Below are 15,865 nucleotides of genomic sequence, written 5' to 3'. Positions count from 1 at the left end.
GACGCTTGGTCGCGTCACTCGGCCTCAAGCAGGAGTACGACTGTACATGCGGCCGTAGAGCAGGTGCAAATCGATTAGAGGTGTGGTCTAGACCACTAATCCGGACCTCTCAGGCGGAACCGGTACTAAATATGACATACCCTGCTGCACAGTGTGCCGTCCGGGACAGGTAGTGACGGCCCCATCACATTTCCACCCCTGGGAGGCTTCCCATGACCAGCGTGACGTCCCCTCTTGCAGGACGTGCCATCGGACTGACGGAGGTGCCGGATCCGGTCTTCGCCGGAGCCATGGTCGGCCCCGGCATGGCCATCGACCCCGTACGTGAGCCTTCCGAGGCCGTCTCTCCCGTGGACGGAGTCATCGTCTCCCTCCACCCGCACGCCTTCGTCGTCGTGGACGGTGAGGGACACGGCGTGCTGACTCACCTCGGAATCGACACCGTGCAGCTCAATGGCGAGGGCTTCGAGCTGCTCGTCAACAAGGGCGACAACGTGACCCGCGGCCAGGGCGTCGTGCGCTGGAACCCGGCCGCCGTCGAGGCCGCCGGCAAGTCCCCGGTGTGCCCGATCGTGGCTCTCGAAGCCACGGCCGATGCCCTCTCCGGTCTCCGCGAGGACGGCGATGTGAAGGCCGGCGACAGTCTCTTCACCTGGGAGTGACGTCAAGGCCGTCGTAGGACGGTGAGCAGGACAACCACCGCGGCGGCGGGACCCGCCGCACTATCGGAGACGGGTGAGATGGAGACAACGCTGCGAGGCGTCGGTGTGAGCCACGGTGTGGCGATCGGCGAGGTTCGGCACATGGGGACGGCGGTTCTGGAACCGCCTGCCAAGCAGATTCCGGTGGAGGACGCGGAGCGCGAACAGGGGCGCGCCCGCCAAGCCGTGGACGCTGTGGCGGCCGACCTGATGGCGCGCGGCAATCTGGCGGGGGGCGAAGCTCAGGCAGTGCTCGAGGCGCAGGCCATGATGGCCCAGGACCCCGAGCTGATGGCGGACGTGGAACGGCGTATCGCGGTCGGCAGTACCGCGGAGCGCGCGGTGTACGACGCCTTCGCCGCCTACCGTGCTCTGCTGGCCGGTGCCGGTGAGTACCTCGCCGGCCGGGTGGCCGACCTTGATGACGTGCGGAACCGTATCGTCGCCCGGTTGCTCGGGGTGCCGATGCCGGGTGTTCCGGACAGCGACGAGCCGTACGTCCTTATTGCTCGTGACCTCGCGCCTGCCGATACGGCGCTGTTGGACCCGACGCTGGTGCTCGGTTTCGTCACCGAGGAAGGCGGGCCTACGAGTCACAGCGCGATCCTGGCGCGGGCGCTCGGTGTGCCGGCCGTGGTGGCGCTGCCGGGGGCCGGGGAGTTGGCCGAGGGCACGGTGGTCGCCGTCGACGGCAGCACCGGTGAGATCTTCGTGAACCCCAGTAATGAGAAGAAGGAGCAGCTGGAGACCGCGGCCGCCGCGCGCAAGGCCGCTCTCTCCGCTTCTACAGGTCCTGGTGCCACCTCCGACGGGCACAAGGTGCCGTTGCTGGCGAATGTCGGCGGTCCTGCTGATGTGCCGGCCGCCCTGGAGGCGGGGGCCGAGGGTGTGGGGCTCTTCCGTACCGAGTTCCTTTTTCTGGACGACAGCAAGAGCGCGCCGTCCGAGGAGAAGCAGGTCGAGGCCTACCGGCAGGTGCTCGAGGCGTTCCCCGAGGGGCGTGTCGTCGTGCGTGTGCTGGACGCGGGCGCGGACAAGCCGTTGGACTTCCTGACGCCCGCCGACGAGCCGAATCCGGCTCTTGGTGTGCGTGGTCTGCGGTCGCTTCTCGATCACCCCGACGTGCTGCGCACGCAGCTGACGGCGCTCGCGAAGGCCGCCGAGGGCTTGCCGGTCTACCTCGAGGTCATGGCTCCGATGGTCGCGGACCGTGCGGACGCGAAGGCGTTCGCGGACGCGTGCCGTGAGGCCGGGCTGCGGGCCAAGTTCGGTGCGATGGTGGAGATTCCGTCGGCCGCGCTGCGGGCGCGCTCGATTCTGCAGGAGGTCGAGTTCCTGTCGCTGGGGACCAACGACCTCGCGCAGTACACCTTCGCCGCCGACCGTCAGGTGGGTGCGGTGTCCCGTCTGCAGGATCCGTGGCAGCCCGCGCTGCTCGACCTGGTCGCGATGTCCGCCGAGGGGGCGAAGGCCGAGGGCAAGAGCTGTGGCGTCTGTGGTGAGGCCGCGTCCGACCCGCTGCTGGCTTGTGTGCTGACCGGGCTGGGGGTCACCTCGCTTTCCATGGGGGCGGCTTCGATTCCTTATGTGCGGTCGACGCTGGCGAAGTACACGCTGGCTCAGTGCGAGCGGGCCGCACTGGCCGCGCGCGCTGCGGACAGTGCCGAGGAGGCGCGCGCGGCGGCTCAGGCGGTGCTGTCCGGCGAATAGACGAAATGGACGAACAGTCCGGCAGTCCGGGCGGGAAGCCTTCCGTCGGCTGTGTCTCAGGGGCGCCTCACCAGTGGTGGGGCGCCCCTGGCGTGTTCAGTGGTTGTGGCCTCCCGGGGGCTGCTCCAGGTCTCCGAGGTCGGGCGGTACGCAGTAGTCGACGCCTGATTCCGGGGAGATGAGGTCACCGGATTCGACGTCGGTGCAGTAGGCGTCGAAGACCTCGCCGGCGGTCAGGGCTTGCAGGCCGTCGCCGCGCAGGCGCCAGCCGTAGATGCAGTCGGTGGTGTCGGGGCTGGTGGTGCGCATGACGAGGCCGCCGGGGCTTCGGGTGGCGAGGCCGAGGGCGAGGATCGTGGTGAATTCGAGGGCCTCGGCGTCGTCCAGGTGCGTGGTTCCGTCATCGTCCTGGTCGGCGTGGAGCACGGAGATGAGGGTTTCCGGTGCTCCCGAAACGCTGCAGACGAGGTGTCGGTTGCCGGGTCGGGCTGTGTCGAGGATGCGGACGAGGAGGCCGGAGGCCCGGGTGAAGGCGGCGCGGCCGATGTCCTCGCCGCAGGAGGCACAGGTGCCGAGACGGGCCAGGAGTGTGGTCGCGTACTCCCAGGTCGCCTGGCGGACGGCCTCGTCGACCAGGGCCGGCAGGAGGTCGGCCAGCGGCTGGCCCTCGTAGAGCAGGGTGGGGCCGGTGGCTGCGAGTTCGGCGGTGAAGCGGGTGCGGCTCGACGGGGTGTCGGGGTCGAGGCCGCTGTCGGCGCAGAACTCGGCGTATTCCTGCGGGTCGAAGAGGGCCACGCTGGTGTGGCTGCCCTGGGAGGCGCGGATCTTGAGGAGAGTCTCCACCTGCTGGAGGTAGGCGGTGTGGTCGTCGAAGGTGAAGCTGCGATAGCGCCGCATGGCGCTGAAGTCCTGCTCGTCGGTCAACAGGCCGATGGTGCCCGCGATTTCGCGGCGCAGAACGCGTCGCATGGTCTGGTGGTCGGTGTGCGCCATGTTTCCCCCTGTGCACGGTCGATCAATGCTCACTCACAGTAACCGGCGGCACTGACAACGGCGTCCGAGCGAGGGGCTCGCGGACCAGGCGGTGCTGAATCATGCAGGTCAGAGCGATGAAGGTGCCGAAGACGGTCCAGCCGAGGGCGCCGGTGGCGATGGCCGCGGTGACGGCGAGTGGGCCGATGCTGCGCTGGGTGGACTGGGCGAGTCCGTGCACGCCGAGGTAGGCGCCCTGCGCGGTGTCGGGTGCGAGGGCGACGGAGAGTTCCCACGAGATGGTGGCGTGCAGCATTTCCGCCATGGTGAAGGCGGCCGCCGAGGCGGTGAGGAGCACCGTGGCGGTGATGGCACCGCCGGTGGCCGAGAGGGCCAGGGTGGCGCCGCCCAGGGCGAAGGCGGCGGAGAGCGGTATCAGCAGGTTGCGGGTGGCCGCCGTCGTGGTGGCGAAGCGGGCCAGGGGGACGATGAGCGCCACCACCATCACGTTGTTGAGGACCATCAGCAGGGGTGCCAGGCCGTGCGGTGCGTCGCTGGCGTGGGCGATCCACAGCGGCAGGCCGACCTTGAAGACGGCGTCGTCGAGGAAGAGGACTGTCTCGGTCGCGACGTACGCGAGGTAGGTGCGGTCGCGCCAGGGGTTCGGCGGCCTGCTCGCGGGTGGCGAGTCTTTTGCCGTCCTTACGGTGCGCTGCGGCGACGGGGGTTCGCCGCAGCGCACGGTGAGCGTCGCGACCGCGACGAAGGAGAGGGCGTCGCCGAGGAGGAGCCAGTGGTAGGCGGCGGTTGTCCCGACGGCGAGGGCGGCCGCGGCGGTGAGGCCTCCCAGGGCCCAGCCCGCGTTGGCCGCGGTTCGGCTGATGGCCTGGTAGCGGATGCGGTCCGGGCCTGCGACGCGGGTGGCGTAGAGCTTGGTGAGCACGTTGGCGGCGCGGTCTCCGAAGCCGCCGGCTGCCGAGAAGGCGATCAGCAGGGCGTAGTTGTCCGTGGTGAGCAGGGCGAACGAGGCCAGGGCGCGCAGGAGTTGGAGGGCTACGAGGACGCGGGTGAGCGGGAATCGGTCGGCGAGGCGGCCGCCCAGGGGTGCGCCGGCGATGCCGATGGCTCCGGCGATCGCGGCGAGGGTGCCCACCTGGGCGATGGAGAGATGCGAGACGTAGGTGAAGTACAGGACGGAGACGGAGGCCCACAGACCGCTGCCGGTGCGGTCGACGAGGGCGATCGCGAGCATTCGGCGGCCGTCGCGCCCTCCGGGTATGCGTTTCGGCCGTACGGCTGCGCCGCGCGTCGTAGCCACTGCTCCCCCTTGCGTTGAATTATGTATTGGTACATAGTGATCTACGTGGCAATACAATATGGGATCAGTGGTACGACGGCCAAGGGGATTGCCGCGTCCGTCGAACGGCGGGTGGCCGAGGGCGCGTTGGGGCCGGGTGCCGCGCTGCCTCCGGTGCGGCGGCTCGCGGACGAGCTCGGAGTGAGTCCGGGGACCGTCGCCACGGCGTACAAGGAGCTGCGGCAGCGGGGCATCGTCGTCACGCGCGGGCGTGGTGGGACGGTGGTGGCGCAGGCTCCGGCGGTGGCGTCACGGCGGCCGCCCCGAGTCCCGGAAGGTCTGCGGGACTTGGCAGGCGGGCACCCTGATCCCGCGTTCCTGCCTGCTCTGGTGCCGCCCTCTCGTCTGTCCCCCGGTGCGCGGTCCCACCGGTCGACGCCCCGGCTGGCGCGGTTGGAGGAGGCCGTACGGGACTGGCTTCGGCCCGACGGTGTGCCCGTGGAGCACGTGACCTTCGCGCACGGGGCGCTGGATCTGATCGGGCGGCTGCTGTCCGTGGAGTTGCGGCCCGGGGACACCGTGGCCATGGAGGACCCCGGATATCACCATCTGCTGGATCTGGTCACGGCGTTGGGGCTGCGTATGGTGCCTGTCGCCGTGGACGACGAGGGCATGCGTCCCGATGCCCTGCGCGCGGCGCTGCGGGCGGGTGTGCGCGCCGTGGTGTGCAGTCCCCGGGCACAGAATCCGTACGGGGGTTGCTTCTCGGCCGCGCGCCGGGACGCGCTCGTCGAGGTGCTCCAGGATGAGCCGGAGGTGCTGGTCGTGGAGAACGATCACGCGTCTGCCGTAGCGGCCGCTCCCCTGTGGTCGCTGAGCTCGGGTGGGCTGTCGCGTTGGGTGCATGTGCGGACCGTCAGCAAATTCCTTGGCACCGACCTGCGGTGGGCCGCGGCGGCCTCTGATCCGATCACGTTGGCACGGCACGACGGGCGGTTGCTGCTGACGTCCGGCTGGGTCAGTCATCTCCTCCAGGAGACCGTCCACGGGCTGATGACGGACGACGGCACGCGTGCGTTGGTGATGAACGCCCAGGAGGCGTACGCGTTGCGCCGGGAAGCCCTGTGCAATGAGCTGGGCGGGCGGGGCATCGAGGCGCACGGGGCGAGCGGGATGAATCTCTGGGTGCCCGTGCGGGACGAGTCCGCCGTGGTCAACGGGCTGCGGTCGTACGGCTGGTGGGTCGCGGCGGGGGCGCGGTTCCGGCTGTCGTCCGAGCCGGGCGTACGGATCTCCGTCGCCGAGCTCGGACCGGCCGACGCGGTGCGGCTGGCCTCGGACTTCGCCGCTGTGCTCGGCGAGGGCGAGTCCGAGGCCACCTATGGAGGGTGATCGTGAGGGTGTTCGTCCTCTACGGGAGGTCGATCAGGCGCGTTTGCGGGCGAGCTCCTCGTAGAAGCTCAGCAGACCGAGGTTGTCGATGGAGCCCGGGTTGACCGCCTTCTCCAACGGGGTGCCCTGGAGGAGCCGTTTGACCGGTACCTCGATGCGCTTCCCGGTGAGGGTGTGTGGGACGCCCGGAACCTCGATGACCTCGTCGGGTACGTGGCGTGGGGAGAGCTGTTCGCGGATCGTCTGCTTGATGCGGCCCAGGAGGGCGTCGTCGAGGACGGCTCCGGGGGCGAGGTGCACGAAGAGGGGCATCCAGTAGCCGCCGTCGGGCTGTTCGATGCCGATGACGAGGGATTCCTTGATCTCCGGGAGCCGTTCGACCGCTTCGTAGATGTCGGCCGAACCCATGCGCACGCCCTGCCGGTTGAGCGTGGAGTCGGAGCGGCCGTGGATGACGACGGAGCCTCGGGAGGTGACGGTGATCCAGTCGCCGTGACGCCACGCTCCGGGGTACGTGTCGAAGTAGCTGTCGTGGTAGCGGGTGCCGTCGGGGTCGTTCCAGAAGTAGATCGGCATGGACGGCATGGGGTTGGTGACCACCAACTCGCCGACCTCGTCGACCAGGGGGGCGCCGTTCGGGTCCCAGGACTGGAGGTCGGTGCCCAGGCCGGGGGCCTGGAGTTCGCCGATGTACACGGGGAGGGTCGGTACGGCTCCCGCGAAGCAGGAACAGACGTCCGTGCCGCCGCTGACCGAGGCGATCCACAGGTCGTCGCGGACCTCGTCGTGCAGCCAACGGAACCCGTCGGGCGGCAAGGGTGATCCGGTGGTGGCGACGCACTTCACTTTGGAGAGGTCGAAGTCCCGGGACGGGTGCACACCGGCCTTGCGGCAGGCCATGACGTACGCGGCCGAGGTGCCGTAGAGGGTCGCCCCGGTGCGTTCCGCGATGCGCCACTGGGTGGCCGTGTCGGGGTACCCGGGGCTGCCGTCGTAGAGGACGATCGTCGTGCCCGTCAGGAGGCCGGAGACGAGGAAGTTCCACATCATCCAGCCGGTGGACGTGTACCAGAAGAAGCGGTCCTCGGGGCCCAGGTCGCAGTGCAGGCCGAGTTGTTTGAGGTGTTCTACGAGGATGCCGCCCTGGGACTGGACGATGGCCTTCGGAAGGCCGGTCGTGCCCGAGGAGTAGAGCACCCACAGGGGGTGCTCGAAGGGGACCTCTTCGAAGACGGGCTCCACGTCGGCCGACGTCAGGGACGACCACTCCAGGGCCCCTTCGGGGGCGTCGGTTCCCAGGAGGGGGATGTGGACCACCGCGCGCAGGGTGGGCAGTTCGCGGCGGAGTTCTGCGACCGTGTCGCGGCGGTCGTGCTCCTTGCCGCCGTAGCGGTAGCCGTCGACGGTGAACAGGACGACCGGTTCGACCTGTTGGAAGCGGTCGAGGACGCTGCGGGCGCCGAAGTCGGGGGCACAGGACGTCCAGACGCCCCCCACGGCCGCTGTGGCGAGCAGAGCGACGACGGCCTGCGGGATGTTCGGGAGGTAGCCGCTGACGCGGTCTCCGGGGCGTACACCGAGGGTGCGCAGTTCGGCTGCCAGGGAGCCGACCTGGCTGCGCAGCTCGGCCCAGGTGACGGGGCTCGGCTCGTGGGTCTCGTCGACGTACAGGAGGGCCGGTTCGTGGGCGCGGGTGGCCGCCGCGCGCAGGGCGTGCTCGGCGTAGTTGAGGGTCGCTCCGGGGAACCAGTGCGCACCGGGCATCGAGCGGTCGCCGAGCACGCGCGCGTAGGGCGTCGAGAACCGGACGTCGAACCACTCCGTGACGGCCTGCCAGAACGTGTCCAGTTCGTCGACGGACCAGCGGTGCAGTGCCGAGTAGCCGCCGTCGGCGGGGGCTCCGTGGTGTTCGGCCGCCCAGGACTGGAACTTGGTGACCTGTGCCTGGGCGATGCGTTCCGGATCTGGCTGCCAGAGCGGCAGGGGGTTCGCGGTCGACATGGGGCGGCTCCCGGGACTGTGCGCGTCGTGTGCGTCGGTCGCGCACGTGCGGGGGTGTGCGCGTGACGCGGCTGACACGGACGATGCCATGTGATCGACTTCGGCACCAGGGCAGGCTCCACATAGTCCGTGTCGTGAAGATGTGGTCCCACCACGGGTGAACGGCAGTTGAACGACACGGTTATCGGGGGCCTGTAATGGCAGGGTGAGCAGCATGGACGGTCGTGACCTGGTGCGTTCGGTGAAGGTGGTCGGCTCGACGGGGGCGGCGCAGGGTCTGCGTACCGTACGGGCGGCGTGGCGCAGAAGGCGTGCCGACGCCACCGGGCTGCCCGCGCGCGGGGCCGAGCGGGCGCGGGTACCCGGAGCGGTGCAGGAGGCGGAGCCGGGGCCCGGCGGTGGGGTCATCCGGTTCAGCCGTTCCGAGCTTTGCATCACCGTCGCCGTGAACGGGGCCGTCTTCTGGGGCTGGGACGGGGCGGGTCCTGAGCCGTCGTACGCGCTCGGCGGGCGTTGCCCCGAGCCGGATCCCCGCGCGGTCCTGGAGCCGGACAAGGACGGCGGCTGGCGGGTCGTGGCGGAGCGGGTGACGGTCGCCGTGTCACGACACGGCGCGGTCGAGGTGCGTACGCCCGGAGGTGTGACGCTGCGCCGGGATCTGCCGCCGCGCTGGTGGGAGCCGGTGGGCGGGGGCACGGCTCGCTGGATGCAGCGGTCGGAGGTGGCGGCGGACGCCCGGTTCTTCGGGCTCGGCGGGCGCGCGTCGGGCCCCCGGCTGCGCGACGGGACGTACCGGCTGTGGAACACCGACCCGGGGCACGCTTTCGCGCCGGGTGACGATCCGCTGTACGTCACCATGCCGATGCAGTTGGTGGTCGCCGACGCGGCCACGCATCTGGTGTTCCACGACACCTCCTGGGACGGCACGGTGACGCTGCGGGAGGGCGAGGAGGGTGCCGGTTCCGGGCACGACCGGGCCGGGGCGTCCGAGCTGCGGATGGACGGGGGCCCGCTGCGCTGCTGGGTGGTGGTGGGCACCCCCGCGCGCGTGCTGCACGCCTGGGCCTCGCTGACCGGTGCGCCCGCGCTGCCTCCGGCGTGGGCGCTGGGGCACCATCACTCGCGGTGGGGCTTCGGCGGTGAGCAGGAGGTGCGTCGGATCGTCGCGGGCTACCAGGAGCGCGGTCTGCCCCTGGACGCCGTCCACCTGGACATCGACCACTACGACGAGCACCAGGTGTTCACGGTCGACCGCGAGCGCTTCCCGAAGCTGCCGGTGCTCGCCGAGGAGTTGCGGCGGGACGGCATCCGGCTGGTGTCGATAGTGGACCCCGCGGTGAAGGCCGAGCCGGGAAACGCCGTCTACGACAGCGGGACGGCCGAGGACGCCTTCGTGCGGGACGCCTCGGGGCGGCTAGTGCGGGGAGTCGTATGGCCCGGGGAGGCCGTTTTCCCGGACTTCACGGACGCGCGTGTGCGGAAGTGGTGGGGCGGGCTCTACAAGGAGCGGCTCACGCAGGGGTTCACGGGGTTCTGGCACGACATGAACGAGCCCACGTCCTTCGCCGCCTTCGGGGAGTCGACCCTGCCGCGTTCGGCGCGGCACGACCTGGAGGGGCGGGGCGGGGACCATCGTGAGGCGCACAACGTGTACGCCCTGTGCATGGCCAGGGCCGCCTACGAGGCGTTGCGCGAACTGGCCCCCCAGGAGCGGCCGTTCCTCTTCTCGCGCTCCGGGTGGGCCGGGATGCAGTCCTACGGGGGTACCTGGTCCGGCGATGTGGCCACCGGCTGGCCGGGGCTGCGGGCCTCGCTGTCGCTGGTCATGGGGCTCGGGCTGTGCGGGGTTCCGTACTCGGGTCCGAATGTGGGCGGCTTCGACGGGAGTCCGTCGCCCGAGCTGTATCTGCGCTGGTTCCAACTCGGCGCGTTCCTGCCGTTGTTCCGTACGCACGCGAGCCTGCGGGCGGGGCGGCGGGAGCCCTGGGAGTTCGGTGCCGACGTGCTGGAGCACGCGCGCGTGGCGCTCGTCGAACGGCGGCGGCTGCTGCCGTACTTCATGACGCTGGCGCATCTCGCGCGGCGGACCGGAGCGCCGTATGTGCGGCCCCTGTGGTGGGGCGCTCCGGAGGATCGCGCGCTACGGGACTGCGAGGACGCCTTCCTGCTGGGCGACTGCCTCCTGGTGGCGCCGGTGCTCGATCCGGGGTCGGACCGGCGTGCGGTGCAGTTGCCGAGGGGGCGTTGGTACGACACGGCGACGGAGCGCGCCTACGAGGGGCCGGCCCAGATTCTCGTCGATGCCCCGTTGTCGCGGATTCCGGTTCTCGCGCGCGCGGGTGCCGTGCTGCCGGTGCGGGGCGCGGACGGCGGCCTGGAGCTGGAGGTGTGGGCGCCCGCCCGGGGGCGGACCGGGGGCGGGCTGGTGGTGCCGGACGCGGGCGACGGCTGGGACGAACCGGAGATCGAGCGGTACGTCGCCCGCTGGGAGGGCCGGCGGGTGGTCGTGGAGCGGGAGTTGGACGACGGCGTGAGCGCGCCGTCCTACCCGGTGCGGGTGCGCGGGCTCGGTGCGAGCTGACCTCAGATGTACCGGCCTTCGAACCATGCCTTGACGGCCACGGAGTGCAGCGGGAAGGCGAGCTCCTCCGGCCTGCGCAGGAGGTGCCAGCCCTCCGTCTCGTCGGTGGCGACGGACTTGGGCAGCCCCTCGACCGGGCGCTCGGGGAGGACCCCGAAGAGCAGGAGATGCCCGTCGGGCGAGCTGATGGCGTCGACGAGCCGTACGTCGCGGCTCGCGGCCTCGATGCCCGTCTCCTCCCTGAGTTCGCGGACGAGGGCCTGTCGCCAGTCCTCGCGGTCGTCGACGTAACCGCCCGGCAGGGCGACGCCTCCGCGCGCGGGGGACACGGTTCGGGTGATGACGACCAGGGCGGTGCCCTTCGTGTCGTACACGGGCTGGAGTGCGACGGCTACGGGCAGCGGGTTGCGGTACGCGACGGTGCCGCAGGCCGGGCAGGTGCGTGGCCAGCCGGAGACGCCCTCTCCGTAGGGCGATCCGCAGCTCGAACAGTGGCTGTTCGGCCCGGAGTTGGGGACGGAGGCTTGAGTTTCGGACACCCGGCGGACTGTATCCGATCAAGCGGAGGGCGTCTTTCCGGGGGCTGCGCGCGTGAACGGGAAACGGCCGGAACCACCCCCGTGGGCCCCGGCCGTCCCTCCCGGTATCACGACGCCGTAAGTGGCTCGATGGTTCACCGAAACGCCCTGCTCATTTTCCGTTGCCCGTGGCACACTTCTGACGTTCCGTCAGATCCAGTGCTGTGGAGGGACGTTGTCGCGGACACGCACACCTGTGGTCACCGATTGGTTCACCGGGGACGGGGACGACTTCCGGCTGCTCGGCACGCGCTGCTCGGCGTGTGCCTCGGTCTTCTTCCCCCGTGAGGACGGCCACTGCCGCAATCCGGCCTGCCGGGGCGGCGAGCTGGCCGAGGTCCCGCTGTCGCGGCGCGGCCGTATCTGGTCTTACACGGACAGCCGGTACCGGCCACCGTCACCGTATGTGAGCGATCCGGAACTTCCGTGGGAGCCGTACGCGTTGATCGCTGTGGAGCTGGAGTCCGAGCGGATCGTGGTGCTGGGACAGGCGGTTCCCGGGATCACTGTCGCCAATCTGACGGTGGGCATGGAGGTGGAGGTCGTCCCCGGTGTGCTGAGCGAGGATGCGGAGACGACCTGGACGACCTGGCACTGGCGGCCCACGGGGGTGACGGCATGACGGCGGACGTGGCAGTGCTCGGCGCGGGCATGCACCCCTGGGGGAAGTGGGGGCGCGGTTTCGTCGAGTACGGGACGGCGGCAGCGCGGGCGGCGCTCACCGACGCCGGGCTGGAGTGGCGGGACGTCGGCTCGATCGTCGGCGCGGACACGGTGCGTGGCGGATACCCCGGGTATGTGGCCGGCGCGACGTTCGCGAAGGCGCTGGGCTGGCAGGGCGCCCGGGTGGCGAGCGTGTACGCGGCGTGCGCGTCCGGGGCGCAGGCCGTCAACGCGGCGCGGGCGCAGATCCTTTCGGGGCTCGCGGACGTGGTGCTGGTCGTGGGCGCCGATGCCGCGCCCAAGGGGTTCTTCCGGCCGGCCGGCGGGGAGCGGCACGACGATCCGGACTGGCTGCGCTTCCGGGTCCTCGGGGCGACGAATCCGACGTACTTCGGGCTGTACGCGCGCCGGCGGATGGCCCTCTACGGAGACACCCCGGAGGACTTCGCCCAGGTCAAGGTGAAGAACGCCGCCCTGGGTGCGCTGAATCCGTACGCGCGTTACCGCAAGCGGGTCTCCGCCGAGGAGGTCGCCGCCTCCGCGGTGGTCGCCGATCCGCTGCGGCTGCTGGACATCTGCGCCACCTCGGACGGCGGGGCCGCCCTGGTGCTGTCCAGCATGGAGTTCGCGCGCCGGCACGGGGCGGCGGACCCGGTGCGGATCCGGGCCGTGTCCACGGTGACGCCGCGCTATCCGAACACGGTGCTGGACCTCCCGGACATCGCCACGGACTCCGCGGCGGCGGTGGCACCGCCCGACGAGACCTTCCGGGCGTCGATCGCGCGCGCGGCCTACGAGGAGGCGGGCGTCGGCCCTGAGGAGCTCTCCCTGGCCGAGGTGTACGACCTGTCCACCGCCCTGGAGTTGCAGTGGTACGAGGACCTGGGGCTGTGCGGCGAGGGCGAGGGCGCCAAGCTGCTCCGCGAGGGCGCGACGGCCCTGGGCGGGCGCATACCGGTGAACGCGAGCGGCGGACTGGCCTCCTTCGGGGAGGCGGTTCCGGCGCAGGCGATCGCCCAGGTCTGCGAGCTGACCTGGCAGTTGAGAGGCGACGCGGGCGACCGGCAGGTCACGGGCGCGCGGGTGGGACTCACCGCGAACCAGGGGCTGTTCGGGCACGGGTCGGCGGTGCTCGCCGTGCGGTGACCGACGGCGCGTCACGAACGCGTGTGATCAGCCCGCGAGGCTGCGTGAACGTCTTATGAACTGGGCCTGGGGGTACGCCGGTGGCGTCATCATGCTGCCGTGCGCTCCTCGACGGACACTCTCAGCTTCGCATTCCAACCGGTGGTCAATCTGACCACCGGTGGGGTCGCGGGGCTGGAGATCCTCGTCCGCCCGGAGACCGGGGACATCCTGGCCGAGGCCCGCCGCGACCCCGAACTCGACGGCAGGCTGGCCGTGTTGGCGGTCCGCGCCGCCGCGCGCAAGGAGACGCTGCTGCCGCTGCACATCAACGTGTTCGCCGGCACCCTCGCCGACCTCGGCGGGCTCACCCCGCTGCACAGCGCGGTGCGCGAGGCGGGACGGCTCCCGTGGGAAGTCACGGTCGACATCGGCCCGCCGTACACGCACGTGCCCCAACGGGCGCTCCTGGAGGCGGTGTCCGAGCTGCGCGGCCAGGGGTTCCGGATCTGCGTCGACGGCGTCGGCGACGGTGACGTACCCCTGCGGCTGCTCACGGACCTCGCGCCCGACCTGGTGAAACTCGACGCGTCGCTGCTGGAGCGACCGGCCGCGATGCGGGCGATGCGGACCCTGTGCGAGCAGCTGGGCGCCCTGCTGTCCGTGGAGGGCGTCGAGACCGAGGCGCAGTGCGCGACGGCGCGGTCGGCCGGGGTACAGCTGGCGCAGGGCGAGTTGTTCGCGCCGGCGACACGGGTTCCCGCGGTGGACGTATACGTTCCACCCCGCGCCCCCGGTCTCGCGACGACACCTCCGTCGGGGCCCTGGGTGCGGGAGTTCGTCCGGCCGGCCGCGCTGCTGCCCGACACGGCGTCCGCCGGGCAGGTGCGGGCGCTGCTGACCGGCTCCCCTGACGTGTCCGGGGTGGTGCTCGTGGACCGGGACGGCGTGCCGGTCCGGTCGGTGCACCGGTCGCGCTTCCTGCTGTCGATATCGGGGCGCTACGGCCACGCCCTGTACGCCGACCGGCCCGCCGCCAGGCTCGGCGACGTGCCCCGGACGGTCGGCGTCGACGCGACCGCCTGGGAGGTCCTGGACGTGGTCGCGGTCGGCGACCGGGACCGTACGTCGGACGATGTGGCGGTGGTCGACCGGTAAGGCCGGTGTGTCGGCGTCGTACGACTCGCGGATCTGGTGCGGACGCTGGCCGAGACCCGGGTGGAGGAGGCCGCGGGCCTCAACCCGCTGACCAGACTGCCCGGTTCGGACGCGATCACCGGTGAGGTGGACCGGCGGATCGCGGACGGGCGGGCGTTCGCGCTGAGTTGGCTGGATGTCGACCACTTCAAGCAGGTCAACGACGGGGCCGGTTTCGCGGCGGGCGACGAGCTGATCCGCTCGGTGGGGCGGGCGCTGCAGCCGGCGGCGAACGGGCACACGCGCGTGGGGCACATCGGCGGGGACGACTTCCTGGTGCTCACCGATCCGGAGGGGCTGCGTGCGCTGGCCGCCGCCGTGCTCGACGTGCCCTGGGCGGCGGGCGGCAGGACCGTGACGCTGTCCTTGGCCACCGTCCTGTGCGTGCCGGGCAGCGTGACCGGCCACCGGCAGGCGGCCGCGTGTCTGGCACCGCTCAAGAAGGCGGCGAAGGCGCTGGACGGCACGAGTTGGGTGCTGGGCCGGGCGGAATCGGCCGAGTACGAGATCCTGCGCGGATCGCATGTGCCGCCCGCACAGGACCGCCGCACGGCGGCGGAGTCCCCCGGGCGCTGAGCGCGGCCCGGAGGCGTCCTACGGGGCTTGAGGGGCCGTCAGGGCGGGTGTCACCGTTGCCGTCCGCGACCTTGACGCTCCTCAGGCACCGGTGAACACTTCCCGGTGTCGGTCGACATCGCCGTACATTCTCGGCGTACCAGGCACTGCGCCGCGCGGGCTCCGCCTGCGCTCAGGCCCACTCCCACGGGCGATTCGGCTGCGACGGCACGCTCGTCACGGACGCCGGGCGGGGCTCGGGACCCTCCCTGCCTTCGGCTGAAGTCGCCAAGGGAACCGCACCCTGCACGGAGGACCGGGGCCGACCGTCCCGGGCGAGGGCCTAGGAGCCGCCATGAGCAATGGAGACATATTCCTCGGTGAGGTCATCGGCACCGCGATACTGATCCTCTTCGGCGCCGGCGTGGTCGCCGCCGTCGTACTGAACTACTCCAAGGCACAGAACTCCGGCTGGATCGTCATCGCCTTCGGATGGGGCTTCGGCGTGATGGCCGGGGCGTACACCGCAGCGCCGCTGTCCGGCGGGCAGCTCAATCCGGCCGTGACGATCGGCATCGCCATCGACACCGGGAAGTGGGACAAGGTCCCGCTCTACATCGCGGGCCAGATGGTCGGCGCCATGCTCGGCGCGGTGCTGTGCTGGCTGGTCTACTACGCGCAGTTCCAGGCCAACGCCGAGGAGGAGATGGCCCAGCCGACGCTCGGGATCTTCTCCACCACGCCCACGATCCGCAATGTCGTGGCGAACCTGATGACGGAGATCATCGCGACGATCGCACTGGTGCTGCCGATCCTGGCCTTCGGGCTCACCAAGGGACTCGGTACGTCCGGCACGGCGGTGCTGGTCGTCTCCTTCCTGGTGGTCGGCATCGGTCTGTCGCTGGGCGGTCCCACCGGGTACGCCATCAACCCGGCCCGCGACCTGGGCCCGCGCATCGTCCACTCGCTGCTCCCGATCCCGAACAAGGGCACCTCGGACTGGAGTTACGCGTGGATCCCGGTGGTGGGACCGCTGATCGGCGGGGCGCTCGCCGGAGTCATCTTCAACGCAGCCTTCTGACAGCAGTGTTCG

The 15,865-nt window shown here is 71.0% G+C and carries 11 protein-coding genes and 1 pseudogene; 8 read left to right on the top strand and 4 right to left on the bottom strand.

Annotated elements, in window-relative coordinates:
- Window positions 1–212: 212 nt before the first annotated feature.
- Together OG714_RS42125 and ptsP are read left to right on the top strand one after the other, a co-directional pair.
- Window positions 213–662, top strand: coding sequence for a PTS glucose transporter subunit IIA (locus OG714_RS42125; RefSeq protein WP_406129052.1), 450 nt, complete (start codon window positions 213–215; stop codon window positions 660–662).
- A 78-nt stretch (window positions 663–740) separates the two neighbouring features.
- Window positions 741–2,411, top strand: coding sequence for a phosphoenolpyruvate--protein phosphotransferase (gene ptsP, locus OG714_RS42120; RefSeq protein ID WP_406129050.1), 1,671 nt, complete (start codon window positions 741–743; stop codon window positions 2,409–2,411).
- A gap of 96 nt (window positions 2,412–2,507) precedes the next feature.
- Here ptsP and OG714_RS42115 read toward each other — a convergent pair whose 3' ends face one another.
- Window positions 2,508–3,404 (bottom strand): hypothetical protein, encoded by an 897-nt coding sequence (locus OG714_RS42115; protein ID WP_406129048.1) that lies wholly within the window; start codon window positions 3,402–3,404, stop codon window positions 2,508–2,510.
- A 22-nt stretch (window positions 3,405–3,426) separates the two neighbouring features.
- Complete coding sequence (locus OG714_RS42110; RefSeq protein WP_406129047.1) at window positions 3,427–4,701, bottom strand: MFS transporter; 1,275 nt, start codon at window positions 4,699–4,701, stop codon at window positions 3,427–3,429.
- Window positions 4,702–4,746: 45 nt separating this feature from the next.
- Here OG714_RS42110 and OG714_RS42105 point away from each other — a divergent pair, with 45 nt between their 5' ends.
- The gene (locus OG714_RS42105) at window positions 4,747–6,072 is read left to right on the top strand and encodes an aminotransferase class I/II-fold pyridoxal phosphate-dependent enzyme (protein ID WP_406129045.1); all 1,326 of its coding nucleotides are present in this window, start codon (window positions 4,747–4,749) and stop codon (window positions 6,070–6,072) included.
- A gap of 33 nt (window positions 6,073–6,105) precedes the next feature.
- On the opposite strand, the gene OG714_RS42100 is transcribed toward OG714_RS42105, so the two are convergent.
- Complete coding sequence (locus OG714_RS42100; protein WP_406129043.1) at window positions 6,106–8,073, bottom strand: acetoacetate--CoA ligase; 1,968 nt, start codon at window positions 8,071–8,073, stop codon at window positions 6,106–6,108.
- Window positions 8,074–8,287: 214 nt separating this feature from the next.
- On the opposite strand from OG714_RS42100, the gene OG714_RS42095 reads away from it, so the two are divergent.
- On the top strand, window positions 8,288–10,654 hold the full coding sequence (locus OG714_RS42095; protein ID WP_406129041.1) for a TIM-barrel domain-containing protein: 2,367 nt from the start codon (window positions 8,288–8,290) through the stop codon (window positions 10,652–10,654).
- 2 nt (window positions 10,655–10,656) lie between these two features.
- On the opposite strand, the gene OG714_RS42090 is transcribed toward OG714_RS42095, so the two are convergent.
- On the bottom strand, window positions 10,657–11,193 hold the full coding sequence (locus OG714_RS42090) for an NUDIX domain-containing protein (protein ID WP_266869980.1): 537 nt from the start codon (window positions 11,191–11,193) through the stop codon (window positions 10,657–10,659).
- 235 nt (window positions 11,194–11,428) lie between these two features.
- Between OG714_RS42090 and OG714_RS42085 the strand changes: the two genes are divergently transcribed.
- From OG714_RS42085 to OG714_RS42070, 4 genes and pseudogenes are all read left to right on the top strand, one after another.
- Window positions 11,429–11,854, top strand: a complete 426-nt coding sequence (locus OG714_RS42085; RefSeq protein WP_406132133.1) for a Zn-ribbon domain-containing OB-fold protein — start codon at window positions 11,429–11,431, stop codon at window positions 11,852–11,854.
- The gene (locus tag OG714_RS42080; protein ID WP_406129038.1) at window positions 11,851–13,041 is read left to right on the top strand and encodes a lipid-transfer protein; all 1,191 of its coding nucleotides are present in this window, start codon (window positions 11,851–11,853) and stop codon (window positions 13,039–13,041) included. The genes OG714_RS42085 and OG714_RS42080 overlap by 4 nt, the downstream gene beginning before the upstream one ends.
- Window positions 13,042–13,140: 99 nt before the next feature.
- Window positions 13,141–14,793: pseudogene (locus OG714_RS42075) on the top strand (EAL domain-containing protein).
- A 334-nt stretch (window positions 14,794–15,127) separates the two neighbouring features.
- Window positions 15,128–15,853: an MIP/aquaporin family protein gene (locus tag OG714_RS42070; RefSeq protein ID WP_363096632.1), complete on the top strand. Its 726-nt coding sequence runs from the start codon at window positions 15,128–15,130 to the stop codon at window positions 15,851–15,853.
- Window positions 15,854–15,865: the final 12 nt, after the last annotated feature.

Source organism: Streptomyces sp. NBC_00989 (genome assembly GCF_045162655.1).
Taxonomy (GTDB): Bacteria; Actinomycetota; Actinomycetes; order Streptomycetales; family Streptomycetaceae; genus Streptomyces.
This window is presented reverse-complemented; position numbering and strand designations above follow the sequence as displayed.